Origin of the sequence: Cobetia sp. MB87, from assembly GCF_011319755.1 — a bacterium.
Lineage (GTDB): Bacteria > Pseudomonadota > Gammaproteobacteria > Pseudomonadales > Halomonadaceae > Cobetia.
The window spans coordinates 94,161-118,585 of sequence record NZ_VFBC01000002.1 but is presented as its reverse complement, the minus strand read 5'-3'; the positions used below and the strand labels follow the sequence as shown (position 1 = coordinate 118,585).

The window sequence follows — 24,425 nt, the reverse complement described above, 5'->3', positions numbered from 1 at the left end:
ACGGACTACGGACGGAGATTCCCATGGCGCGCACTGGCGTCCAGTACGAGGATGTACAACGAGCCATCGAGTCACTGATGGCACGGGGCGAGGCCCCGAGCGTGCAGAAGATTCGTGAAGTGCTGGGGACCGGCAGCTTCACCACTATCAGCGATCATCTGCGTGATTGGCGCCAGCGGCGCGCCGAGAAGCGTGATGAGCCGCTGAGCCAGGCCATGCCTGACAGTCTCACCGAGACCCTGGCCACGGTCTGGAAGGAGGCGCAGTCACTGGCCAATGAAAGCCTGGTGCACTATCGCCAGGAAGCGGACAAGCAGACCGTCGAGGCGCGTGAGGCCCAAGCGCAGGCACAGCGCCGCGCGGAAGATGCCGAACAGCGTCTCAGCGCCCTGTCCGAGCAATTGGCTCAGGTGCAGGCGCGCCTCGAAGAGCGCGTGCAGGCCTTGGCGACATTGACCAATGAGCAGGAACATTGGCAACAGCTGCAGGACAAGCTCGAAAAGCGTCTGACCTTGGCCCAGGAAGACATCGCGGCCATGGAGCGCACGCGCGAAGTGGACCATGAGCGTCATCAGCAGGCGATTCAAGCGCAGGAAAGCGAGTGGAAGGAGCGCCTCGCGCAGGAAGAGGCGCGTCATGAAGCCAGTGAAACGCGCCTGATGAAGATGCTGGATGATGCACGTCTCGAGAAAAGCGAGCTCGACAAACAGCATCGACGTCGTCAGGAGCAGCTCGAGAAGCGCGTCGAGCGTCTCGATGCCCAGGCGGCCGAGCAACGCAAGCAGCTGCAGGAAGAAGAGCGTCGCCGCTTTGAGGAGGTCTCGGCTCGCCAGCAGCGCGAGACGGAGCTCAAGGACATGCGCGCGCAGCTGGAGCACTCCTCGGCGGAATACTCACGCCTGGAGGCTCAGCTTGGGCAGCTGACGCATGAAAACAAGTTGCTCAAGGAGCGTCTGGCCTTTGCGCCCTTGCCGCCCTTCGTATGCTGAAGGCCTTGTCGAGTGATCGCCACGCACTTGCAGCGTGACCGACATGACGCAGTGCACACGAAAACGCCGCCCATCAGGGCGGCGTTTTTTGTCAGTGCTGTCGTGTTCTCTATCTCGTGATACCAGGCTCGTGATATCAGAGCCGTCAGTGTCGTGATGGCGACGCCATCGAGTGGATAGCAAGTTGTCGAAGATGCAGCGAATCCCTCACAGCAGCTCTTCCGCGACCAGCGCCAGGCGTGAGCGCTCGACGCACTTGAGTGTCACGTGACTGGCATGCGGCCACGAGCTGAAGCGCTGCACTGCCACCGCAAGGCCACAGGTGTTGGCGGTCAGATAGGGAGTGTCTATCTGGCCCACATTGCCCAGCAGTACTACCTTGGTGTTGGCGCCCGCCCGTGTCAGCAACCCCTTGAGCTGCTTGGGTGTCAGGTTCTGGGCTTCATCGATGATCAGGAAGGTATCGCTCAACGTGCGGCCACGCATGAAGGACGGGGAACGAATCTGGACGCGATTGCCGATCCAGGCGCGCGTGGCCTCCTCGTTCCAGGCGCTGGTGCCTTCTCCCTCCTTGCGCAGCAGGTTGTCCATGTTGTCGTGGAAGGCGCCCATCCACGGTGACATCTTCTCTTCTTCGGTACCGGGCAGAAAGCCGATCTCTTCGCCCATCGCGATCGGCGCGCGGGTGAAGATGATGCGTTCGAAACGCTTCTTCTCCAGTGTCTGCTCGAACGCGGCAGCCAGCGTCATGTAGGTCTTGCCGGTACCGGCACTGCCCGCGATCGACACCATGTCGACGCTGTCGTCCATCAGCAGGTTGAGTGCAAAGTTCTGGCGACTGTCATGGGCGTTCACTCCCCAGGCGCTGCGTTCGTTGCGATAGTTCTGCAGCACTTCCAGACGTGCATAGTCGTGCTCCAGCTCGCGCACGATGGCCTCGAAGCTGGCGCCATCATCCCCATCGCAATCCGCGATCAGCATGCCAGGGTACCAGTCCTTGGGCATCTGGCCTGACAGCTCATAGAAGGTGCGATGGTGCTCGCGCGTGACGGTGACATCGACCTGCATGTCGTCCCAGACGCCCTGGCCGTCGTGGCCGGCCTCGTGAAAGAGCTTGACGCCCTCGATCATGGCGTCGCTGTCGGTGAAGGCGCGGTCCGTCAGATAGTCTTCCACCGCCATGCCCAGGGCGGCGGCCTTGATACGTAGATTGATGTCCTTGGTCACCAGGATGACCGAGGCGTCCTGACAGCGTGCAGACAGGCTGCGAGTCTCGGCAAGAATGCGATTGTCGGCGCAGGCGTCGCTCTGATCGACATGGCCGGAGAGGAAGTGAAGGTTGCCCGCGCCATTCATGGAGGGCGGGAGCGGAATTCCACGCAGGATTTCCTGAGGTGTGACATCCGCGGTGAGATCGGACAGCGTACGGCTGATCTGGCGGGCGGTATGGGCAATCTCCTTGTTGCCATTCTTGTGCTTGTCCAGCTCCTCCAGCACCGTCATCGGTATGACGACATCATGCTCGTCAAACTGGAACAGGGCTGAGGGGTCGTGAATCAGCACGTTGGTATCGAGGACATACAGACGACGGGACTGCTTCTCGACTCTTACCATTGGCGACATGCCTTCCGTTGGAGTGTGCCCCTTGAAGCTAGCATGATGAATATGTCGATCGTGTTGCAAAAACGCGTTCAGATTTCACGCAAGCCTTGCAGACAGGTCACGCAAGGCAGGCGCATACTGTCGCTCCCTCATGAAATGCCCTCTTGCCAGGAGCCTGACAGCATCATGCTGAGCAGTCCCAACCTGTAGCAGAGAGAGCCAGCCGCGCCGCACGCAAAGTCAGCGCCTCAGGTATAAGACAGCGCCGCAGGCATGAAAAAGCCGCCCACCGAGCATCTCGGGGGCGGCTTTTGTTTATCCCCTCACGGCATCAGCCGTGAGGATTGGCGCTCAAACGCTATCTTGTCGAGTGGATAGCGCTTAGGCGTCAGGCAACGGCGGGTTGCTGACGACGTCGACGTACCTGCAGGAAGCCGATCAACCACAGCAACGCCAGTGCCGGCAGCATGGCGATTTCCTTCGGCGGACGCTCAGCCGTCTGCTGGATGCCATCGATGGTGAAGTCGAAGTCGATGCCGGCCTGCTGTGCCACGCTGCCGTACTCGATCATGCTGACCAGCACCTGCTCGTCGCTGATGTCCAGCGTCAGGCCGACATCGGTCAGACGGGCTTCGCCACTCTCGGCGTCAGAGACCGGCAGCAACACGGTCTTGGAAACCTCGTCGCCATCCAGGTTGATGCCCGAGACGTGAATCGGCAGCTTGCTGTCCACCGGCGCTTCGGCGATCAGCGTCTCGATCTGCTGCGGTGCGGCCATGGTGGTGGGCGGATAGATCATGTCCCACCAGTAGCCCGGACGGAACAGCGTAAAGGTGATCAGCAGCAGACCGATGGTCTCGTACCAGCGCGTGCGGGTCAGCCAGTAGCCTTGGGTCGCCGCTGCGAAGACCAGCATCGCCGCGACGGCCGAGGCCACCGTGATCGCCAGGTGCCAGTAGCTGTCGATGTTCATCAGCAGCAGGTTGGTATTGAAGATGAACATGAACGGCAGGATCGCGGTGCGGATATCGTAGGTGAAGCCCTGGATACCGGTCTTGATCGGGTCTGCCTTGGCGATCGCGGCCGCCGCGAAGGCGGCTAGACCCACCGGTGGCGTGTCATCAGCCAATATCCCGAAGTAGAACACGAACAGGTGCACGGCGATCAGCGGCACGATCAGGCCGTTTTCCGCGCCCAGATTGACGATGACCGGTGCCATCAGCGTCGAGACGACGATGTAGTTGGCGGTCGTCGGCAGGCCCATGCCCAGGATCAGGCTGATCACGGCGGTGAAGAGCAGGATCAGCATCAGGTTGCCGGCCGAGATGAACTCGACGAAGGCAGTCATCTTGAGGCCCAGTCCGGTCAGGGTCACGGTGCCAACGACGATACCTGCCGCCGCAGTCGCCACGCCGATACCGATCATGTTCTTGGCGCCGATCACCAGGCCATGGAAGAGGTCTTCGCCACCGCGTTGTGCGGCGCCGCCGACATTGCCTTCCTTGCGGAAGATGGCCACCAGCGGACGCTGGGTCACGGTGATGAAGATCATGAACAGTACGGCCCAGAAAGCCGATAGCCCCGGTGACATGCGTTCAACCGTCAGGCACCACACCAGTACCACGACCGGCAGCAGGAAGTAGAGACCGACCTTGACGGTCGGACCGACCGGCGGCAGTTCATCGATATCGCCTTCCCCAAGCTCCGGGAAGCGTGCCGAGTAGGCGATCAGTGCCACATAGGAGGCCAGCAGCAGCGGCAGCACGATCCAGACCGCGCCGTCACCCGCCAGGGTCTTGATCCAGCCGATGCCGTAGTAGACGACCAGAGTGAGTATCCCCATGCCGATGAAGACGGTCAGGAAGGTCAGCAAGGTCGCGATCATGCTGGTCTTCTGGGTGCGCTTGAGGCCTTCCATGCCGGCCTTGCACGCTTCCAGGTGCACGATGTAGATCAGGGCGATGTAGGAAATCAATGCCGGCAGCAAGGCATGCTTGATGACGTCAAGGTAAGGAATGCCGACGTATTCGACCATCAGGAAGGCTGCGGCACCCATGATCGGCGGCGTCAGCTGACCATTGGTGGACGCTGCCACTTCCACGGCGCCCGCCTTGGTGGCCGGGAAGCCGACCTTCTTCATCAGCGGGATGGTGAAGGTGCCGGTAGTGACGACGTTGGCGATGGAGGAGCCGGAGATGATGCCGGACAGGCCAGAGGCGACGACGGCGGCCTTGGCCGGTCCGCCACGCATATGGCCGAGCATGGAGAAGGCCATGCGGATGAAGTAGTTACCGGCGCCTGCGCGTTCCAGCAAGGCACCAAACAGCACGAACAGGAATACGAAGTCGGTGGAAACACCGAGCGCGACCCCGAACACCCCTTCCGTGGTCAGCCACTGGTGGCCGAGCAGCTTGTTGAGGCTGGCCCCGGCATGCGCGATGACATCGGGCATGTAGGCGCCGAACAGACTGTAGAGCAGAAAGACGCTGGCGACGACCGCAAGTGGCGGCCCGAGTGCGCGGCGCGTGGCTTCCAGCAGCAGGACCAGGCCGATCCCCGAGAACACCAGGTCCACGGTGGTATAGGCGCCAGCGCGGCGTGCCAGCTCATCACTGAAGATCAGCACATAGGCGACACCCGCCACGGCGAAGATCGCCAATGCCCAGTCATAGAGAGGAATGCGGTTGGCGGGGGCACCCTTGTAGGCCGGGTACGCCACGAAGGCCAGCGAAATGGCAAAACAGAGATGCACGGCGCGCGCGGTGTCGGAATTGAGCAGTGACAGCGGCGAGGCGTGGTAAAGCTGAAACAACGACCATGCCAGTGGAATCAGCCACATGAAGTGGCGGCCCACGAAGCCCACGGGATGACGGCCGCCGGTTTCCGACTCCAGCATCTCGAGGACTTCAGCATCATGATGCGTCTCGGCGTCTGGCGCCTGAGACGTTGCTGCAGTTTGGGTTTTGGTCATTTTTTGTGATCCGGTACGCGAGTCAGGCGATGGCTGACAGGTCACCTTCCTGCTCGACCAGAAGGTCCTGCTCAACCACATGCTTATCAAGCTGGTTACGTCTTCAGTATGTCCGGCCTGACAGATGTTTCCATTGATTCACCCAATCAGGGCGCAAATTAACTGAACGCTTTCCTGAACGGGCAGCGAGCTAGGCTCGTGACGAGCGTGAGACCTTGCCTGGTCACGCTTGTCCATGCTGCGGCTGCCGTTACGCCACTTGCCACTCGCAGGCAAGTCTTGATTGCGCAATGACAGCGGGTGTCTCTGCTGCGCTATCCCTGCTCGGCCTTTTCTTGCTTGGCCCTTTCCTGCACGACCTAAGTGGCCGCCCGGGAATGCAGACTTTCCACAAGCACGGAGACCGCAACGAGTGCGGTCTCCGGGAATTCCCTGTGCTCCCTATGCTCGGGTCCTTGAGCACAGGGTGAGCGTTCATGCACGGCGCCTCGCAGGCGAGGCGCACAGGGCATATCACTCGCTCAGCAGGCCAGCTTCCTTGTAGTACTGCTTGGCGCCATCGTGCAGCGGCGCCGTCAGGGAAGCATTGACCATCTCTTCCTTCTTCAGAACCTGGAACGCCGGGTGCAGGCGCTGGAACTGATCGAAGTTGTCGAACACGGCCTTGACCACTTCGTAGGCGACGCGGTCTTCGACTTCCGCGCTGGACACGATGGTCGCGCGGACACCGAAGGTGGTCACGTCGTCATCGTTGCCGCGGTACATGCCACCCGGGATGGTCGCGACGGAGAAGTAAGGCTTCTCTTCGACCAGCTTGGTGACGGCGTCGCCGGTGACATTGACGATGTTTGCGTCACAGGTGGTGGTCGCTTCCTTGATGGAACCGGACGGGTGACCCACGACGTAGACGTAACCGTCGATCTTGTTGTCACACAGCGCGGAAGACATCTCGGAGGCCTTGAGCTCGGAGGCCACGGAATACACGCTGGTGTCCTTGCCCTGAGAGGACAGCAGAGTGTCGATGGTCGAGCGCTGACCGGAACCCGGGTTACCGATATTCATGCGCTTGCCTTCCAGCTGGTCGAACTCGGTCACGCCGCTGTCCTTGCGAGCGACGACAGTGAACGGTTCCGGGTGCAGGGAGAACAGTGAACGCAGGTCCTTGTTCGGGCCGAAGTCTTCGAAGTCGCCCTTGCCTTCATAGGCATTGTAATGCGCGTCAGACTGGGCAACGCCCATGTCCAGCTCGCCGGTACGGATGCTGTTCAGGTTGTAGCCGGAACCGCCCGTGGATTCGACGCTGCAGCGAATGCCGTGTTCGGCCTTGCCACGATTGACCAAGCGGCAGATTGCACCACCAGCCGGATAGTAAACGCCTGTTACACCGCCGGTGCCGATGGTTACGAAGGTCTGCTCGGCGGCGCTGGCGCCTCCGGAGATCCCCATCAGGCCAAGACCTGCGGTCGCGACCGCCGCTGTCAGCGACTTCTTGATCATGGTCATGTTGAAACTCCCTTTGCTGGCTTGTTATTGGTGTTGCCGTCGTGCACCTCGGTACCGGCCAGGCCCTTGCTTTTATCGCGTGTGAAACAAGCCGATTTTCAGGCTTATCCACTGCCACATGGCTGATATTTCAGTAATTTGAGGTGCATAACGCTGCACTGAGACTAGCATAGCTGAAGTGCGCGAGTACCAGCTTGTCATGCTTTATGCTACGAAAGGTGTAGGTGTTGGCAGTGAACTGCGCAGGCAACGACTTGTCCCTCGCCACGCGAGGATTGCCGCTTTCCCATTGCGTACAACTTTCAGCGCGGATTCAGGTGGTCGCTGCAGCTGACTGTGTAACCTGCACCGTTACTCAGTAACCATTACTCCCCTTTCGCAGTTGATTTGCGTCTGGGAGCACGCAGAAGACACATGCAAGAACGCCCCACGGCAAGGCCGTGGGGCGTTTTATTTCGACGTTCTTTTCTTGCGACGTTCAGTCTTTTCAAAGCTCAGTCTTTTCGACCCGCTGTCTTGGCGACTGGCTTGTCAGGTGCGCGTGACACTGCGCATGGTGACGAACTCTTCCGCTGCCGTCGGGTGAATGCCCACGGTCAGGTCAAAGTCGGCCTTGGTCAGGCCTGCACGCACGGCGATGCCGATGCCCTGCATGATCTCACCGGCTTCATCACCGACCATGTGCACGCCGACGACCTTGTCGCTGGCATCATCGACGATCAGTTTCATCAGGCTGCGCTCATCGCTGCCGGACAGGGTGTGCTTGAGCGGACGGAAGTCGGCGGTGTAGACGCGGATGCTGTCGAACTTCTCGCGGGCCGCTTCCTCGCTGAGGCCGACGGTACCGATATTCGGATGACAGAATACTGCCGTCGCGATGGTGTCGTAGTCCAGACCACCCACGACGCCGTCGCCGAAGTGCGCACGCACCAAGTGCATGGCTTCTTCAAGTGCCACCGGCGTCAGTTCCGGGCCACCGATGATGTCACCCAGCGCGAGGATGGACGGGGTGGTGGTCTCGAAGCGCTCGTTGACGCGCACGGTGCCATCGACATTCAGCGCCACATCGACATTCTCGAGCCCCAGGCCTTCGATGTTCGGCTTGCGGCCGGTGGCGGCGAGGATGCAATCCACTTCCAGCACTTGGCCATCGCTGAGACGCACGCTGTAGACGTCGCCCTGCTTGTCGATGGACTCGACCGTGGTGTTGAAGTGTAGATTGACGCCCTTCTTGGACATCTCGTCACGCGTGAACTCGCGTACTTCGTTGTCAAAGCCACGCAGGAACAGGTCGCCGCGATAGCTCAGGTGTGTCTCGGCACCCAGGCCATTGAAGATACTGGCGAACTCGACGGCGATATAGCCGCCACCAATGACGAAGAAGCGCTTCGGGAAGCTTTCCAGGTCGAAGATGCGGTTGGAATCCAGCGCATGTTCACGACCCGGGAAGTCCGGCAGGAACGGCCAGCCACCGGTAGCGACCAGAATCTTGGCCGCGGTGTGGCGCTCGCCATTGACGACGACGGTGTTGGCATCGGCGATGCTGGCACGGCCTTCGATCAGCGTGGCACCGGAATTGTTGAGCAGATTGCGATAGATGCCGTTCAGACGAGAGATCTCGGCGGTCTTGCGATCGCGCAGGGTCGCCCAGTCAAAGCGAGGGGTGTCCCCCAGATCCCAACCGAAGCCGGCGCTGTCCTTGAAGGAATCATGGTAATGGGCAGCGTAGGAGTAGAGCTTCTTGGGCACGCAACCGACATTGACACAGGTACCGCCGAGGTAGCGGTCTTCTGCCACGGCAACGCGGGCGCCGGTCGCGGCGGCGGTACGGGCAGCGCGAACGCCGCCGGAGCCGGCACCAATGACGAACAGGTCGAAGTCAAACTGGCCTGTCGCAGGCTGATGGGTCTGATCGGTCACGGGAATCTCCTTGATGAATTGGCCACATGGTATCAGGACTCGCGCGCCCTCGGGAGTCCCGTGACGATGGGCACGGTTACCCGCGTATCGGCCTTCAGGTTGACCCTGTGGCCTCTGACACGGTAAATATGTGCAACAAGCATGTTAGACAAAAGTTACAACGTGCTGGCACAGGGGCTAGCACCGTCATTGGCGAAGCGCTCTACGGGCGCGTAACATTGTCACTCTGTCTCGAGGGCCTGAGCCCGGAAGGTCTGCGCCCGAGAGGCATCACGGCCAACGCCTCTGTGTGAGAACCATCCCCTGCCCCCGTCATTTGAAAAAGTGGTCTCCCTGCCATGAGCAATATCGAAAAGCTGCTTGAGCAAAACAAGGTCTGGGCTGAATCCATGACCGAGCGCGACCCTGAGTTCTTCAAGCGCCTCTCGGACCAGCAGAATCCTGACTTTCTGTGGATCGGCTGCTCGGATTCCCGCGTACCGGCCAACCAGATCATCGACCTGCCGCCCGGTGAAGTCTTCGTTCATCGCAATGTCGCCAACCTGATCCACTACAACGACATGAACGCGTTGTCGGTGATCCAGTACGCCGTCGATGTCCTGAAGGTCGAGCACATCATGATCGTCGGCCATTACGGTTGTGGTGGCGTGCGTGCCTCGATCACCGGCGGTGACAATGGCATGGTTGACTACTGGCTGCACACCCTGCGTGAGCTCTACAACCTGCACTATGACGAGCTCAAGGACCTGCCGCTGGATGAGCAGGTCGACCGCATGTGCGAACTCAATGTCCGCTCTCAGGTGCAGAACCTGGCCAGAACCAAGATCCTGCAGCGCGCCTGGGAGCGCGGTCAGAAGCTGGAAGTACACGGCTGGGTCTACGGCCTGTCCGATGGTCGAGTGAACAACCTCGATTGCACCATAAGCAACCTGTCACAGGTGCCGCAGCTGTATCGTGTGGACCGCATCGAGCCGTTGCCGCAGCAAGACTGAGCAAGCCGGCCTGATCCAGCTGCCGGTGCCACAGGGTACCGGTGGCGTTATCGTCAGTGCCCTCCTGAACGCGCCTCCCACTCGGGAGGCGCGTCGCGTTTCAGGCCACCCTCTTATCAGGACCGGCCCTCAGCCTTACCTAAGACGCTCCCGCCCTCTGCCAGTGCATAGTCGCGAGTGCTTGCCAGCGGCGACTGCCTTGGCGCCTATCCGCCTGACCTCCGATGTGCTGACTTGCAATGTTCTGATCACCTATGGCTTGGCGTCTATTGAGTGGGGTCGGGGCTCGCGATCATCTGCGCTGGAAAGTCTTTCACGTGCTTTCAGCGTACCGTTTGTGAATTTTACAGCGCAATAGCGACCTTGCAGGGCTTCGTGAGGGGCCTCAGAGGCGCAACTTTGGTCGCAGAACGCCACGCGCACCAATCAAGTGCAGAGGCTGCACACCTCGAAAAATCACCACGTATCCTGTCGGCTTTTCTACCGCTGATGGCGTCTGCTGATCGCCAGGTGACGTGACGCCTGATTGTCGCCATCCGGCGTACGCAATGTCTCTCGAGCAGTCGCTGTCGACTGACGGGACGCACACACAACACGGCCACACCGCGGCCGGGAATCTTCCCGAGGCCCGATCATCATTATTCATTCAAATTATTGATTATATTGGTATTTTCTTGTTGCGAAGGCTTGCGGTGTGAGAGAGGAAGACCAGTGTCACGGTGGCTTTCTCGGCAGAAGGCAGGGCTGAGTCTCTCCGCGTTGCCTCGACAGGAGGCGCGTGTAGCCCGCAGCTTGATTGATGCGAGAGATGGTGTTGCCGTATGACATCCGGGGTGTCGCTTCGCCCCTCCCGCATCCTGCACCAGCCTGGATGACGTTGCGTCGTGAGGAAAAGGCTATTCACCACCTGAATCCGGCTACTCAACATTTCGATTGTCCCGCAACCAAGTGACTCTCTACTGTTAGAACGCATCCTGCGTGTCTACCTCGATAGCCGTGCAGGATCGCCACAACAACAATCAAACTACACAAGCAAAGGGATGCTCATGACCCGTCAGAATGCCCTCCAGTCTTTCTTGCCCAAGAAGACCCTGTGTGCGCTGATCGGCAGCGCGACATTGGCCATGGCGGCTCCGGCAATGGCCGAAGACGTCACCCTGCGCATGGCCTACGACGCTGACCCCGTGACCCTCGATATCCACGAACAGCTCTCCGGCGGCACCCTGCAGCTGTCGCACATGGTCTACGACCCGCTGATTCGCTGGAACAAGGACCTCGGCTTCGATGGTCGCCTGGCCAAGAGCTGGGAGCGTGTCGACGACAACACCATGCGCTTCCATCTGCGCGAAGGCGTCAAGTTCCACTCCGGCAATGACTTCTCCGCCAAGGATGTGGTCTGGACCATCGAGCGCCTCAAGAAGAGTGCTGACTTCAAGGCCATCTTCGCACCGTTCACTGACGTCAAGGCAGTGGATGACTACACCGTGGATCTGGTGACCGACAAGCCCTTCCCGCTGGTGCTGAATGCCGCGACCTACATCTTCCCGATGGACAGCAAGTTCTATTCCGGCGAGACCGAAGACGGCAAGGCCAAGGATGAGATCGCCAAGGCCGCCAACACCTTCGCCTCACGCAACGAGTCCGGTACCGGCCCCTACAAGGTCACTGACCGTCAGCAGGGCGTGAAGATCAGCTTCGAACGATTCGAGGATTACTGGGATACCGAATCCCCGGGCAATGTCGACGACATCGTGCTGACGCCGATCAAGGAAAACGCCACCCGTGTCGCGGCGCTGCTCTCCGGCGACATGGACTTCATCGCGCCGGTACCGCCGACCGATCTGGAACGCATCCGCAAGCAGGATGGCGTGCATCTGGTCGAGATGGGCGGCACCCGCATCATCACCTTCCAGATGAACCAGGAGCGTGTCGAAGCCTTCAAGGACAAGCGTGTCCGTCAGGCGGTCAACTACGCCATCAATCAGGAAGGCATCGCCCAGAAGCTGATGAAGGGCTTCGCGACCCCCGCCGCCCAGATGTCGCCGGATGGCTATCAGGGCCACAATCCTGAGCTGACACCGCGCTATGACGTGGCCAAGGCCAAGGAGCTGATGAAGGAAGCCGGGTACGAGGATGGCTTCGAGATCAGCATGATGGCGCCCAACAACCGCTATGTGAACGACGCCAAGATCGCTCAGGCCGTCGCCTCGATGCTGGCCAAGATCAACATCACGGTAGACCTCAAGACCCTGCCCAAGGCCCAGTACTGGCCGGAATATGATGCGCGTGCGGCTGACATGATGATGATCGGCTGGCACTCGGATACCGAAGACAGTGCCAACTTCTTCGAATTCCTGACCTTCTGCCCTGATGCCGACAGCGGTGTCGGCCAGTACAACTCAGGCAACTACTGCAACCCGGACGTCGACAAGATGGTCACCGAGGCTAACCTGGAGACCGACACCGAGAAGCGCGCCAAGATGCTGCAGGCCGCCGAGAAAGCCGTCTACGACGATGCCGGTTTCGTGCCGCTGCACTGGCAGAACCTGGCCTGGGGCGCGCGTGATGGCGTCAACATCGAGCCGGTGCTGAACGTGATGAACTTCCCGTACCTGGGGGATCTGGTCATTGACCAGGACTGATCCCACGCCGTGAGTGAGTGACAGGCACTGAACCACCTTGCATCGTTCAGTGCCATGTTTCTGGCCACTCACCCCTCGCGACAGGCAAGTCAGGCAACCGGAGATAGCCAAGGCGAACTCTCTGGTTGCCCTGCTGACCTGAACGCGACGACTTGCCCCCCCGCCTGTTATTCCCCCTTGGTCATCGCCTCTCGGTGATGGGTTAGGGAGTCTGTGCCCGATGACAGGGCAAGGACAGGCGGGACTCCTGACACCCCGCGTGATCGGCCGACATCAAGATGGCCGACTCGCACCAGACCGTGATGCTCACGAGGAAGGTGGCGATCCATGATTGCCTTTCTGATCAAACGCCTGATGCACGCCGTACTGGTCATGTTCGTGATCAGCATCATCAGCTTCGCCATCCAGGACAATCTGGGCGACCCGCTGCGCGAGATGACCGGCCAGGCCGTGTCGGAAGCCCAGCGAGAAGTCATGCGCGATGAACTGGGCCTCAACGACCCCTTCATCACCCAATATCTGCGTTTTGCCGGCAACGCCCTGCAAGGGGATCTCGGCACCTCATATTTCTACAAGCAGCCGGCGACCGAGGTGATTCTCAAGCACCTGCCCGCCACGCTGGAGCTGGTGATGGCCTCGAGCCTGATCATCATCCTGCTCTCGGCCCCCATCGGGGTATTCGCGGCGATTCGCCCGCGAAACTGGCTATCACGCCTGTTCATGGGCACCTCGATCATCGGTATCTCGGTGCCGGTCTTCCTGACGGCCATCGTGTTGATCCAGCTGTTCGCCATCGGCGTGACGGTGGACTGGTTCCCCAGCGATACCACCTGGGGCAGTGTGCTGAACGGCATGCTGTCCACCGATGGCGGCATGCCCTCCTACGGACGTGGTGAGCTGGTACACGTCGCGGGCACCTGGTCCAGCGGCTTCTTCACCGCCGACGGCCTGTGGCACCTGGTACTGCCGGCCATCTCGCTGGCCTCGATCATGCTGCCGCTGTTCATCCGCCTGATTCGTGCCGAGATGATGGAAGTGCTGCAGTCGGACTACATCAAGTTCGCACGCGCCAAGGGTATCGGTCTCAAGCGTATCTACTTCCTGCACGCACTGAAGAACACCATGCTGCCGGTGATCACCGTCGGCGGCGTGCAGATCGGCACCATGGTGGCCTACACCATCCTGACCGAGACCGTCTTCCAGTGGCCGGGCATGGGTCTGATGTTCCTCGAGGCCATCACCCGCTCCGACATCCCGCTGATCGTGGCCTATCTGATGATGGTCGGCGTGATCTTCGTGATCACCAACACCCTCGTCGATCTGATCTACGGACTGGTCAACCCCACCGTCAAGCTTGCGGGGAAACCGGCATGAGCCAATCCAATACCCAATCGAGCAACACGCCCGTCACCCTGAAGACCAGCTCCATCGCGGTCCCCGGCCGCTGGCAGCGTTTCCGTGAGTCCTACCTGGTCTACAGCTTCAAGCGTGACTGGATGGCTCAGGCCTGTCTGCTGGTGTTCATCGCCATGGTGCTCGGGGCCTTCCTCGCGCCGTGGATCGCCCCGGCCGACCCCTATGACCTGGCCAGCATCGACATCATGAACTCGGAGCTGCCGCCGGCATGGATGGCAGGCGGTGACCCCGCCTTCCTGCTGGGCACGGATGCCCAGGGGCGTGATCTGCTCTCCACCATTCTCTACGGCACACGCGTGTCGCTGTTGATCGGCTTCGGCGCGGTCATCCTGCAGGCACTGCTCGGCGTGACCTTCGGGCTGCTGGCGGGTTACCTGGGCGGGCGCATCGATGCCTTCCTGATGCGCATGGCCGATATCCAGCTGTCGTTCTCGACCCTGATGGTGGCCATCGTGGTGGGCGCCATCATCAAGGCGACCTTCGGCGGCGCCGCCTTCTCGGACTACGCGCTGATCCTGTTGATCCTGATCATCGGGCTGGCGGAATGGCCGCAGTATGCGCGTACCGTCCGCGCCTCGGTGCTGGCGGAGAAGAACAAGGAATACGTCGATGCCGCACGGGTGATGGGCTTCCGCTCCCGCCGCATCATGTTCCGTCACATCCTGCCCAACACCTTGTCGCCGATCTTCGTCATCTCCACGGTGCAGATCGCCAACGCGATCATCTCGGAGGCGGCATTGTCCTTCCTCGGTCTCGGCATGCCGGAGACCCAGCCGTCGCTGGGGTCACTGATCAAATCCGGCTTCGACTACCTGCAGTCAGGCAGCTGGTGGATCACGCTGATCCCCGGTGGTGTGCTGATCGTGCTGGTACTGGTCATCAACCTGCTGGGCGACTGGCTGCGTGATGTCATGAACCCGCGTCTCTACAAGGGCTGAAGCCGAGAGGAGTCAAGACAATGGCACTACTTGAAGTCAACCACCTCGACGTGCGCTTCGCCATGCGAGGCGGTGAGGTCCGCGCCCTGCGCGATGTCAGTTTTACCCTGGAGCGCGGTGAGCGACTGGGGATTGTCGGTGAATCGGGGGCCGGCAAGTCGGTCGCGGCCTTCACCATCCTGAATCTGATCGCCAAGCCCGGCTACATCGCCGGCGGCGAGATCAAATTCGATGGCGAGGTGCTCAACACCCTCAAGCCCAAGGCAATGCAGTCGATTCGCGGCAATCGCATCTCGATGATCTTCCAGGATCCGATGATGACGCTCAACCCGGTGCTGACCATCGGCGAGCAGATGATCGAGTGCCTCAAGGCGCACCGTCGCATCTCCCGCAAGGATGCGCGCGCCATCGCCCTGCACAAGCTCAATCAGGTCTTCATACCCTCACCGGAAAAGCGCCTGGAGCAGTACCCTCATGAGCTGTCCGGCGGCATGCGTCAGCGCATCATCATCGCCATCGCGCTGCTGCTGGACCCTGACATCATCGTCGCCGATGAGCCGACCACCGCACTGGATGTGACCATTCAGGCCGAGATCATGGAGCTCTTGCTGCTGCTGTGCGAGAAGCACAACGTCGGGCTGATCCTGATCACACACGACCTCGGCGTGGTCAGCCAGGTCACCCAGCGCACCCTGGTGATGTATGCCGGGCGTGTCATCGAACAGGGGCCGACCCGCGAGATCATCAACGATGCCCAGCACCCCTACACCCAGGGGCTGATCAACGCCCTGCCCCAGATGGCTACACCCGGCAGCCGTCTGAACCAGATTCGTGGCTCGATGCCGACCCTGACCAAGATTCCGGCTGGCTGCGCCTTCAACCCGCGCTGTGACTTCGCGGCGAACATCTGCCTCGAGAAGGTGCCGGCCTTTGCCCACTCCGGCAACTGCAAGGTGGCCTGTCATATGGTTGATGCCATGGTCGCCGGCGAGCGCTGGACCCCGATCATCACCGATGCCAACGGCAATGGCGCCACTCCCACTGACAGCCACCGCACGGAGGTGAACGCATGAGCGCGGCGATTCTGAAGGACGCTCAGTCCTCCTCCTTCCAGGCCTCCACCCGTGTCGACAGCGCCGAGCTTGGCGAAACTCTGGTGGAAATCCGTGATCTCGAGAAGCGCTTCTCGTTGTCTGGCGACTTTCTCGAGCAGCTGACCTTCGAGAAGGGGCGCCTGCGTCGCAAGCAGGAATATGTGCACGCCATCAATGGCGTCACGCTGGACGTCAAACGCGGTGAGGCGCTGTGCGTGGTCGGGGAATCCGGCTGTGGCAAGTCGACGGTGGCACGTACCGTGATGGGCCTGCTCAAGCCCAGCGGTGGCGAGGTCCGTTTTGACGGCACCCGCATCGACAATATGGCCCCGCGAGACCTGCTGCCCTACCGCCGTCGCATGCAGATGATCTTCCAGAATCCCTATGCGTCGCTGAATCCGCGCATGACCATCCAGCAGACGCTGGAGGAGCCGCTGCGCTTTCATCAGCCGACGCTCAAGGATGGTGAGGTGCGTGACAAGATCGAGGAGGTGATGCGTTCGGTGGGCATCGACCCGGACTGGGGCAAGCGTTTCGCCCACGAATTTTCCGGCGGTCAGCGTCAGCGTATCTCGATCGCTCGTGCCCTGGCGGTGGATCCGGAGTTCATCGTCGCCGATGAGCCGATCTCGGCGCTGGATGTCTCGATCCAGGCGCAGGTGCTCAACCTGATGATGGAGGCCCAGGAGCAGCGCAACCTGACGTATCTGTTCATCACCCACGACCTGGCCGTGGTCGAGCACTTCGGCACTCGCGTCGCGGTGATGTACCTGGGCACGCTGTGCGAGCTGGCGGACACCCGCTCGCTGTTTGCCCGCCCACGTCACCCCTACACCCAGGCGTTGATGTCGGCGATACCGCGGCTGCACGATGACAAGCCCAATCATATCCGCCTCGAGGGCGAGGTGCCGACGCCGGTCAATCTGCCTTCGGGCTGTGTCTTCCATGGCCGTTGTCCGCATGCCAATCAGCGTTGCCGTACGGAGATTCCGCGCCTGATCGCCACGGACACCGGTCAGGTCGCCTGCCACGCCGTGGAAGAAGGCCGCATCGACTGAACGTGTCGACTGTTCGTATCGATAAGGCGTCATGCAATGGTGTCAATGGGACGCCGCAGAGCCCTGTTCGCTGAGCACTGTTCGTTGAGCACAGTTCAATAAGCGCAGTTGGCAGGTTAGCCGGTCGCTAGCCTGTCAACCGTGCTTTGCTCTCCTGGTCCTGCTCATGGTCCTGATCATGCCCTTGATCAAGTGTCCCTGTTATCAAGTAACCCTGCTCAGGCGCCCTTGTGTCGCGGCCCTGGAAGATACAGGCCGCGGGCAAGGGTTTGCATCTCTCTGCTCGGGTAAGGCAACATCTCTTCACTATACAAACTGACTGGATAGTCAGATAAAGGGCGCCCCCACAAGGCCCACGTCTCTGCCCCGAGTTCTGCACCAGCAACTTCAACCAGTACGCTTGCAGATACTGTTTCAGGCACTGTTTCAGGTGCTGGAAGCAGTTGCGGTCCAGAGTTCTGCCCCGATCTCCTGACATGGCCGGTTGACCGGCTTTCGAGGCACCTTCACTACATGGAAATTCGCTGGCTCGAAGATTTCATCGTTCTGGCTCAGACCCGGCATTTCTCGCGGGCGGCCGACGCACAGAATGTCTCTCAGCCCACCTTCTCCCGCCGCATCAAGTTGCTGGAAGAGGAGATGGGCACCACCTTGATCAATCGTCAGACCCTGCCGCTGTCGCTCACTCCCGCCGGAGACGAGTTTCTCCAGCTGTGCGAGCAGATCACCGAGCGCGTCCGTATCACTCGTGAACGCCTGCAGGACATGGCCCAGCAGCAAGCCAGCAAGATATCGCTGGGGGCACCGCAGTCGCTGGTGTCGCATTTCCTGCCTGATTGGCTCGATCAGCTTCAGTTGCGTGAACAGGTGCTGCCCTATCTGCGTGCCACCGGTTGGCTGGCGGCCGACTATTTCCACGGGCTGGATCGCGGCGAATGTGATCTGGCGCTGTGTTACTGGCCCCAGGCACGTGTCGATCTCGGTTTTGAGCTGGACAGTTACCAATACCTGGTGGTCGGCGAAGAATCCTTCATTCCGCTGTGCGCACCCGGCGCGGACGGCAATCCCCGCCATCAGTTGCCGGGCACGCGGCGCAATCCGCTACCGTTCATCAGCCCGCATCCGCGCGCCGTCATCGCCACCTCGCTGATGGCCCATCTCGCTCAGGTGCCGATCCAGGCGCATCTGGTCACCATGAACGAGAATATTCAGGCGGCCAACATCAAGGCGCTGGTGTTGCAGGGCTATGGCATCGGCTGGTTGCCGCAGCGTCTGGCCGCAGAGGAAATCGCCAGCGGCAAGCTGGTACGTGCCGGTGACCCACGCTGGGACCTGAGCCTGCATATCCGTCTGTATCGCCCGCGCGTGCCGCGCCACGACAGTGTCAGTGAACTCTGGCACCAGCTGGAAGCACACTTCTCGTGAGTCATCCGGACTGGAGGGGCGAAGGCGCTGATTCAGCGGCGCTCTTCTCTCCCCTTCATTTCTTCATTCTCCATCACCTCACGCCATTGACGTTCACTCCTCCAGGTCAGGCGTGCCGACCGTTTTCAAGGAAACATGATGTCTGACAGCCAGCTCAACGACCCGACTATCACCCACGCTGCAGCACACCGCGCGCATCTTGCGGCGCTGCAATCAGGCTACGAAGTTGCCATGCAGCAGCATGATCTGGATGCCATCGTGCTGCACAGTGGCAAGCCGAAGCGGCATTTCGCCGATGATCAGGATGCCAGCTTCAAGTCGCATGCCCACTTCCTGCACTGGGTGCCGATGGCGGGTCTCAGCGACAGCTGGCTGGTGATTCGTCCGGGCCAGCAACCGACGCTTTACCTCTATGCCCCCGATGACTTCTGGCATCTGTCACCCAGCCTGCCGATGCCGGACACTGCGCCCTGGGCCGAACAGTTCGAGATCGTCCATCTGCGCAAGCCGACACTGCCACAGCGTCCCGAGGGTCGCGTGGCGCTGCTGGGCGAAATCGCCGAGCTTCAGCCGCAGGTGGTCAGCGAACTTGAGGCGCTACCCAACCCGGTCGGCCTGGTGCGCCAGCTAGACGAGGGACGCGTCTACAAGAGCGACTTCGAGATCGCCTGTCTGCAGGAAGCCAGCCTGCGCGCTGCGCGTGGCCATCTGGCTGCCCGGCGCAGCTTCATGGAAGGCGGCGCGGAGCTCGATATCCAGCTGGCCTATCTTGGCGCGTCTCGGCAACGGGAATTGGATGTGCCCTACGGCAACATCGTAGGTCTCAACGAACACGCCGCCGTTCTGCATTATCAGCACTATGGTTTGCAGGCCCCCGCTGCCCGTCACAGCCTGTTGGTGGATGCCGGAGCCAAGGTGCACGGCTATGCCTCGGACATCACGCGCAGCTGGGCAGGCGATGATGCCCTGCCGCTCTATCGCGCGCTGATCGAGGGCGTGGAGGCGCTGCAGAAGCGTCTGATGGCAAGACTCGCGCCCGGGGTGGACTACGTCGACCTGCACCTCGAGATGCATCGCGAGCTGGGTGAGCTGCTGCGGGAACTTGGCGTGGTGTCCCTGCCCGCCGAGGATCAGGTCGCACAAGGCATCACGGCAGCCTTCTGCCCGCATGGCCTCGGGCACCTGCTGGGACTGCAGGTCCATGATGTGGCGGGTCGCATTCCTGATCACACCACTGGCGACATCCGTCATCCGCCGCAAGGTCACCCGATGCTGCGCCTGACGCGTGTGCTCGAGCCCGGCATGGCCATCACCATCGAACCGGGCTGCTACATCATTCCCATGCTGCTGGAGCCGCTGCGCAACGATGCACGCGGTGAGCATATCGACTGGAAGCTGGTCGAGGCGCTGGCACCGCACGGTGGTGTGCGTATCGAGGACAACCTGGTCATCACCGCAGATGGTGCTCTCAATCTGACACGTAGCCCGGCGACGGGCCTGTAATCAGACCTGTCACAACACCGTCTGGCTCTCTCGCTGTGACGCTTGCCGTCACACGCCTGCCTCACGCCGCCATGGGTCCCGTGCCGATGGCGGTTTTTTTGTTGCATGAAGTGAGCCGGCGTACTCGATGCACTGGATCAAGCACTTGATCCAGAACCGAGCGATAGCCATTGGCGTCGATGCGTATGCTGCACTGCGACTAGCGATTGGCGTCGCCAAGTGAAATGATGCCAACGACATCCATGCAGAAATTCCTGTCAGATCTTGCTGCAGGCCACCGCCATCAAGGGCATGTTCATCACCCGATCACCAACGTCATCGCCCTGGCCTGCCACTGGAGCTACCTCACATGCCGCACTCCATCTTCACGTCAGAGTTTCGCCCTGCCCTTGGCCTGCGCAATCGCCATGTCCAGACCTTGTTGCCGCGATTACTGCCCCGCGCGCCCCTGAGTCGTCGTACCGAGATTCTCAATCTCCCCGATGGTGACTTCGTCGAGCTCGCCTGGGTCATCAGTGACGGTCATGAAAAGCGGGAGCGTACGACGGCCCTGAGCGACGATGCGCCTCTGTTCGTGCTGTTTCATGGCCTTGAGGGTGACTTGAGCTCGCCCTACGCCCGTGAGCTGCTCAATGCAGCCGCCCGGATGGGCTGGCGACCGGTGATGATGCATTTCCGTGGCTGCGGGCAATCTCCCAACCGGCTGCCACGCGCCTATCACAGCGGGGATACCGCAGACGCCTATTGGGTGCTTGGCGAGCTGGGGCGACGCTATCCGCACGCCATCAAGGTCGCCTGTGGCGTCTCGCTGGGCGCCAACATGCTGCTCAAGCTGGTGGCCGAGCAAGGCGGTGATGGTCTGGATCTGGCCGGCGCGATCGCCATCAGCGCCCCGCTGGATCTGGCAGCCAGCGCGGACGTGCTCAACCAGGGCTTCTCACGCTTCTACCAGCGCCATCTGCTCAAGGGCTTGAAGGCCAAGGTGGCGGCGAAGCTTGCCAATGGGCCGCTACCCATCTCGATCGGAGCGCATCAACTGACGCAGCTCAACAGTTTCTGGGCCTATGACAACGAAGTCACCGCACCGCTGCATGGCTTCACCTCGGCGAGTGATTACTACACGCGCTCCTCGGCGGGCCGTCTGCTGAGCGAGATCGAACTGCCGACGCTGATTCTGCAATCGCTGGATGACCCCTTCATGCCACGCGATCTGTTCGCACGTTTCCACCAACCCTCCGAGGCCGTGCGTATCGAGCTCAGTGAGCGTGGTGGGCATGTTGGCTTCGTCGAGTGGCGCCGTGGACGACTGAATTCCTGGCTGGCTCGCCGTGTCAGCCAGCAACTGGATGCCTGGAGCGGGCTGCCCAAGCCACAAGCGCAGGCAGAGGTGCAGAGCGAAGCGCACTGAGCTGCCTGCATTGAACTGTCGTGCATCGAACTGGCTGCATTAACCGCCACTCAGGCGCCAACACGCTTACCCTCTTTGGCTTTCTTGTCCTTGGGGCATTCATTGCCTCTTTTTGTTTCTTCCCTCCTTGCTCGCCTTCCCACCCTCAGATCCGGTGGGAAGCCCTGAGCCCGACTACGACCGTATACGTTGTTGAGATGGCTAAATTTAGAGCAACAAAAACGATAACGGTATACAGGATGAGGGTGTGAAGGGTGACACGGATCACTGTCACGATTCAGGGAGAATGGTAGACTGCGCGCCCATCCTACGTTCAAGACTCTACTGGCCTGATAATGAACCTGATTTTTCGCCTGGTGCTCGGCATCGTGGCTGGCATACTGCTGGGGCAATGGGCTCCCGAATCGCTGATCCGCGCCCTGCTGACCTTCAAGGTACTGTTCGGTGAACTGCTGGAATACGCCATTCCGTTGATCATCCTGTTCTTCATCATGAGCGGGATCGCACGTCTCGAGCGTTCCTCGGGCCGTCTGCTGACTCTTACCATCGTGCTGGCCTATGCCTCGACGACGTTGGCAGGACTGTTGGCGGGCATCGTCGGGCTGGAGGTCGTGCCGCATATCGTGCAACAGGACCAGCTGCCGGTCAGTCATGCCATCAAGCACTTGAGCCCCTACTTCACGCTGGATATTCCGCCGCTGACCGATATCAGTACCGCCCTGGTGACGGCCTTCCTGTTCGGTATCGGCATTTCCGCCACCGAGCATGACGGCATGCGCCAGCTGGCCGACGGCGGCCGCGACATCGTCGAGCGCTTCATCGCCAAGGCGTTGATCCCTGCCCTGCCGTTCTATATCGCCGGCCTGTTCTGCGAGATGACGATCGCCGGCACGGTGGCCAATACCCTCAAGAGCTTCGGCATGATCCTGCTGCTGGCGCTGACCCTGCACTGGCTGTGGCTGAGCGTGCTCTATATCACCAGCGGCACCAGCACCGGCCGCTCGCCCATGAAGGCGCTGGCGCACATGCTGCCCGCCTACTTCACCGCCGCCGGTACCATGTCTTCCGCGGCCACGATTCCGGTCACCGTGCGCCAGATGCACCTCAATCATATCTCCCCGTCCGTGGCGAGCTTTGCGGTGCCGTTGCTGGCCACCATCCACATGTGCGGCAGTGCCATCACGCTGACCGTGTGCGCCATTGGCGTGATGCTGGTCACTCCCTCACTGGCAACTCCCGAGCTCACCACCCTGCTGCCGTTCATCACCGCGCTGGGCGTGACCATCATTGCCGCGCCCGGCTCGCCCGGCGGCGCCGCCATGACCTCGGTGGGCGTATTGCAGAGCCTGCTGGGCTTCGATGCCGCCGCCGTCGGCCTGATGATGGCGCTCTATCTGGCGCAGGACAGCTTCGGCACCGCGTGCAACGTCACCGGCGATGGCGCCCTGGTGCAGTGGATCGATCGCTTTGCAGAAGCCGAGCAGGATCGACAGCGCTACCGCTGACACTGTGCCTCGCCGCACCTGACCGACAGCGTTTTCTGACAAAAGCTGTTTCTGAAAGAACAAAGCCTCATGGCGGCCGTGAACTTCGCGGCGACCATGAGGCTTTCGTGTCTCTCAGCGGCAATCTCTCACCAACAGTCTCATGACGGCATGCCCTGCCTGTCATGACTGCCGGGCTGTCAGCCGATGGGGCAGCTGATTCCCGTGCCTTTCAGGCCGCAGTAGCCACCCGGATTCTTGGCCAGATACTGCTGGTGATATTCCTCGGCATAGTAGAACTCGCGCAGCGGTGCGACCTCGGTGGTGATGCGGCCGAGACCGGACTGATCCAGTGCCTGCTGGTAGTCGGCCATGCTCTTCTCGACGATGGCGCGCTGGTCTTCACGGGTGTAATAGATCGCGCTGCGATACTGGTTGCCGATGTCATTGCCCTGCCGCATGCCCTGGGTCGGGTCATGGGCCTCGAAGCTGGCCCGCAGGATCTCCGGCAGGCCGATCACCGTCGGGTCAAAGATCACACGCACGACCTCGGTATGGCCCGTCTTGCCGGTGCAGGTCTCTTCATAGCTCGGATTCGGCGTATGGCCGCCGGCATAACCGACCGCCGTCACCTTGACGCCCGGCAGCTGCCAGAAGAGGCGCTCGGCGCCCCAGAAGCAACCCAGTCCCAGCACGATCTCCTCACACTCACTGTCGAACGGCGGTACAATCGAGCGGCCATTGACGTGATGAACGCCGCTGATGCGAACCGCTTCACTGCGCCCTGGCAAGCTGTCCTGCGCTGAAGGAATGGTCTGCTTATCTTCCGTTATCCACATGGCGGACTCTCTCCTGTGTCGCGTCGTGCAATCGTGTATAGGTTCAATGATGTCATCTCTGCCCCCCAAGATCTGCCCCTGCCAGCCCAACAGTGCTGAGGCGCGACGCTACGTCGATTGCTGTCAGCCGATTCATGCTGACATCACCCGCGCTGAACGCCCCGAGCAATTGATGCGCGCCCGCTACAGCGCCTTCTGCCTGTCGCTGAGCGACTTTCTGATCGACAGCTGGGACCCGGCCCATTGCCCGGCACGCGCCGATCTCGAAGGTGCTGGACCGCAGTGGCTGGCATTGGAGATCCTGGACAGCGGACAAGACGCCGATACCGGCATGGTACGCTTTCACGCCACCTTCTTCGAGCAGGGAAAGTTCCAGCAATTGCAGGAACTTAGCCGTTTTCATCACGATGGCCATCACTGGCGTTATGTCGACGGTGATGCCGAGTGGCAGACATTGACGCCTGGGCGCAACAGCCTGTGTCTCTGTGGCAGCGGCAAGAAGATCAAGCGCTGCTGCACTGCGTGACCGTCCGCGCCGGGTACTGATGCGCTTGAGCTTGAGCTCTCGATCATAAGCGAAACGAACACCTCTGAAACGTCCCCTCTGAAACGAGACAGCCCCCACCGAACCTTTCGATGGG

General features: G+C 61.0%; 17 protein-coding genes. 12 read left to right on the top strand and 5 right to left on the bottom strand.

Features of this window, described 5'->3' with window-relative positions; genetic code table 11:
- Positions 1-23 precede the first annotated feature (23 nt).
- A complete protein-coding gene (locus CDPAHKCJ_RS00725) occupies positions 24-989 on the top strand; it encodes a DNA-binding protein (protein WP_166017974.1) in 966 nt (321 codons plus the stop codon).
- Between the two features lie 207 nt (positions 990-1,196).
- Here CDPAHKCJ_RS00725 and CDPAHKCJ_RS00720 read toward each other — a convergent pair whose 3' ends face one another.
- The 4 genes from CDPAHKCJ_RS00720 to gorA all read right to left on the bottom strand — a co-directional run bounded on the left by CDPAHKCJ_RS00720 (position 1,197) and on the right by gorA (position 8,985).
- Entirely contained in the window at positions 1,197-2,603 is a 1,407-nt protein-coding gene (locus tag CDPAHKCJ_RS00720; protein WP_043334244.1) for a PhoH family protein, read from the bottom strand.
- Positions 2,604-2,979: 376 nt separating this feature from the next.
- A complete protein-coding gene (locus CDPAHKCJ_RS00715) occupies positions 2,980-5,562 on the bottom strand; it encodes a TRAP transporter permease (protein ID WP_166017972.1) in 2,583 nt (860 codons plus the stop codon).
- A gap of 513 nt (positions 5,563-6,075) precedes the next feature.
- Positions 6,076-7,065 carry a TAXI family TRAP transporter solute-binding subunit gene (locus CDPAHKCJ_RS00710; RefSeq protein WP_166017970.1) on the bottom strand — a complete coding sequence of 330 codons (990 nt, stop codon included), beginning with the start codon at positions 7,063-7,065 and terminating at the stop codon, positions 6,076-6,078.
- A gap of 531 nt (positions 7,066-7,596) precedes the next feature.
- Complete coding sequence (gene gorA / locus CDPAHKCJ_RS00705; RefSeq protein WP_166017968.1) at positions 7,597-8,985, bottom strand: glutathione-disulfide reductase; 1,389 nt, start codon at positions 8,983-8,985, stop codon at positions 7,597-7,599.
- 338 nt (positions 8,986-9,323) lie between these two features.
- Here gorA and can point away from each other — a divergent pair, with 338 nt between their 5' ends.
- The 10 genes from can to CDPAHKCJ_RS00655 all read left to right on the top strand — a co-directional run bounded on the left by can (position 9,324) and on the right by CDPAHKCJ_RS00655 (position 22,966).
- Positions 9,324-9,977 carry a carbonate dehydratase gene (gene can, locus CDPAHKCJ_RS00700; RefSeq protein WP_043334249.1) on the top strand — a complete coding sequence of 218 codons (654 nt, stop codon included), beginning with the start codon at positions 9,324-9,326 and terminating at the stop codon, positions 9,975-9,977.
- Between the two features lie 1,046 nt (positions 9,978-11,023).
- A complete protein-coding gene (locus CDPAHKCJ_RS00695; protein ID WP_166017966.1) occupies positions 11,024-12,619 on the top strand; it encodes an ABC transporter substrate-binding protein in 1,596 nt (531 codons plus the stop codon).
- Between the two features lie 327 nt (positions 12,620-12,946).
- Positions 12,947-13,993 carry an ABC transporter permease gene (locus tag CDPAHKCJ_RS00690; protein WP_166017964.1) on the top strand — a complete coding sequence of 349 codons (1,047 nt, stop codon included), beginning with the start codon at positions 12,947-12,949 and terminating at the stop codon, positions 13,991-13,993.
- Positions 13,990-14,973 carry an ABC transporter permease gene (locus CDPAHKCJ_RS00685; protein WP_166017961.1) on the top strand — a complete coding sequence of 328 codons (984 nt, stop codon included), beginning with the start codon at positions 13,990-13,992 and terminating at the stop codon, positions 14,971-14,973. Before CDPAHKCJ_RS00690 ends, CDPAHKCJ_RS00685 begins: the two co-directional genes overlap by 4 nt.
- A 20-nt stretch (positions 14,974-14,993) precedes the next feature.
- The gene (locus CDPAHKCJ_RS00680; protein WP_166017959.1) at positions 14,994-16,046 is read left to right on the top strand and encodes an ABC transporter ATP-binding protein; all 1,053 of its coding nucleotides are present in this window, start codon (positions 14,994-14,996) and stop codon (positions 16,044-16,046) included.
- A complete protein-coding gene (locus CDPAHKCJ_RS00675) occupies positions 16,043-17,125 on the top strand; it encodes an oligopeptide/dipeptide ABC transporter ATP-binding protein (protein WP_166017957.1) in 1,083 nt (360 codons plus the stop codon). The genes CDPAHKCJ_RS00680 and CDPAHKCJ_RS00675 overlap by 4 nt, the downstream gene beginning before the upstream one ends.
- A 513-nt stretch (positions 17,126-17,638) precedes the next feature.
- A complete protein-coding gene (locus tag CDPAHKCJ_RS00670) occupies positions 17,639-18,550 on the top strand; it encodes a LysR family transcriptional regulator (protein ID WP_166017956.1) in 912 nt (303 codons plus the stop codon).
- A 138-nt stretch (positions 18,551-18,688) separates the two neighbouring features.
- Positions 18,689-20,053 (top strand): Xaa-Pro dipeptidase, encoded by a 1,365-nt coding sequence (pepQ, locus tag CDPAHKCJ_RS00665; RefSeq protein WP_166017954.1) that lies wholly within the window; start codon positions 18,689-18,691, stop codon positions 20,051-20,053.
- A gap of 349 nt (positions 20,054-20,402) precedes the next feature.
- Positions 20,403-21,461: a hydrolase gene (locus CDPAHKCJ_RS00660; protein ID WP_166017952.1), complete on the top strand. Its 1,059-nt coding sequence runs from the start codon at positions 20,403-20,405 to the stop codon at positions 21,459-21,461.
- A gap of 335 nt (positions 21,462-21,796) precedes the next feature.
- Positions 21,797-22,966: a dicarboxylate/amino acid:cation symporter gene (locus tag CDPAHKCJ_RS00655; RefSeq protein ID WP_166017950.1), complete on the top strand. Its 1,170-nt coding sequence runs from the start codon at positions 21,797-21,799 to the stop codon at positions 22,964-22,966.
- A 179-nt stretch (positions 22,967-23,145) separates the two neighbouring features.
- Here the strand turns inward: CDPAHKCJ_RS00655 and msrA are convergent, their stop codons facing one another.
- Positions 23,146-23,784 carry a peptide-methionine (S)-S-oxide reductase MsrA gene (gene msrA, locus CDPAHKCJ_RS00650; RefSeq protein ID WP_131432038.1) on the bottom strand — a complete coding sequence of 213 codons (639 nt, stop codon included), beginning with the start codon at positions 23,782-23,784 and terminating at the stop codon, positions 23,146-23,148.
- 49 nt (positions 23,785-23,833) lie between these two features.
- Between msrA and CDPAHKCJ_RS00645 the strand changes: the two genes are divergently transcribed.
- Entirely contained in the window at positions 23,834-24,310 is a 477-nt protein-coding gene (locus CDPAHKCJ_RS00645) for a YchJ family metal-binding protein (RefSeq protein WP_166017948.1), read from the top strand.
- The last annotated feature ends 115 nt before the right edge of the window (positions 24,311-24,425 follow it).

Coding starts and splice junctions, on each gene's coding strand:
- CDPAHKCJ_RS00695 (WP_166017966.1), top strand. CDS start 11,024: ATGACCCGTCAGAATGCCCTCCAGTCTTTCTTGCCCAAGAAGACCCTG.
- CDPAHKCJ_RS00685 (WP_166017961.1), top strand. CDS start 13,990: ATGAGCCAATCCAATACCCAATCGAGCAACACGCCCGTCACCCTGAAG.
- CDPAHKCJ_RS00660 (WP_166017952.1), top strand. CDS start 20,403: ATGCCGCACTCCATCTTCACGTCAGAGTTTCGCCCTGCCCTTGGCCTG.
- CDPAHKCJ_RS00675 (WP_166017957.1), top strand. CDS start 16,043: ATGAGCGCGGCGATTCTGAAGGACGCTCAGTCCTCCTCCTTCCAGGCC.
- CDPAHKCJ_RS00645 (WP_166017948.1), top strand. CDS start 23,834: ATGTCATCTCTGCCCCCCAAGATCTGCCCCTGCCAGCCCAACAGTGCT.
- CDPAHKCJ_RS00725 (WP_166017974.1), top strand. CDS start 24: ATGGCGCGCACTGGCGTCCAGTACGAGGATGTACAACGAGCCATCGAG.
- CDPAHKCJ_RS00690 (WP_166017964.1), top strand. CDS start 12,947: ATGATTGCCTTTCTGATCAAACGCCTGATGCACGCCGTACTGGTCATG.
- CDPAHKCJ_RS00670 (WP_166017956.1), top strand. CDS start 17,639: ATGGAAATTCGCTGGCTCGAAGATTTCATCGTTCTGGCTCAGACCCGG.
- CDPAHKCJ_RS00680 (WP_166017959.1), top strand. CDS start 14,994: ATGGCACTACTTGAAGTCAACCACCTCGACGTGCGCTTCGCCATGCGA.
- CDPAHKCJ_RS00720 (WP_043334244.1), bottom strand. CDS start 2,603: ATGGTAAGAGTCGAGAAGCAGTCCCGTCGTCTGTATGTCCTCGATACC.
- CDPAHKCJ_RS00655 (WP_166017950.1), top strand. CDS start 21,797: ATGAACCTGATTTTTCGCCTGGTGCTCGGCATCGTGGCTGGCATACTG.
- CDPAHKCJ_RS00715 (WP_166017972.1), bottom strand. CDS start 5,562: ATGACCAAAACCCAAACTGCAGCAACGTCTCAGGCGCCAGACGCCGAG.
- can (WP_043334249.1), top strand. CDS start 9,324: ATGAGCAATATCGAAAAGCTGCTTGAGCAAAACAAGGTCTGGGCTGAA.
- msrA (WP_131432038.1), bottom strand. CDS start 23,784: ATGTGGATAACGGAAGATAAGCAGACCATTCCTTCAGCGCAGGACAGC.
- CDPAHKCJ_RS00710 (WP_166017970.1), bottom strand. CDS start 7,065: ATGACCATGATCAAGAAGTCGCTGACAGCGGCGGTCGCGACCGCAGGT.
- pepQ (WP_166017954.1), top strand. CDS start 18,689: ATGTCTGACAGCCAGCTCAACGACCCGACTATCACCCACGCTGCAGCA.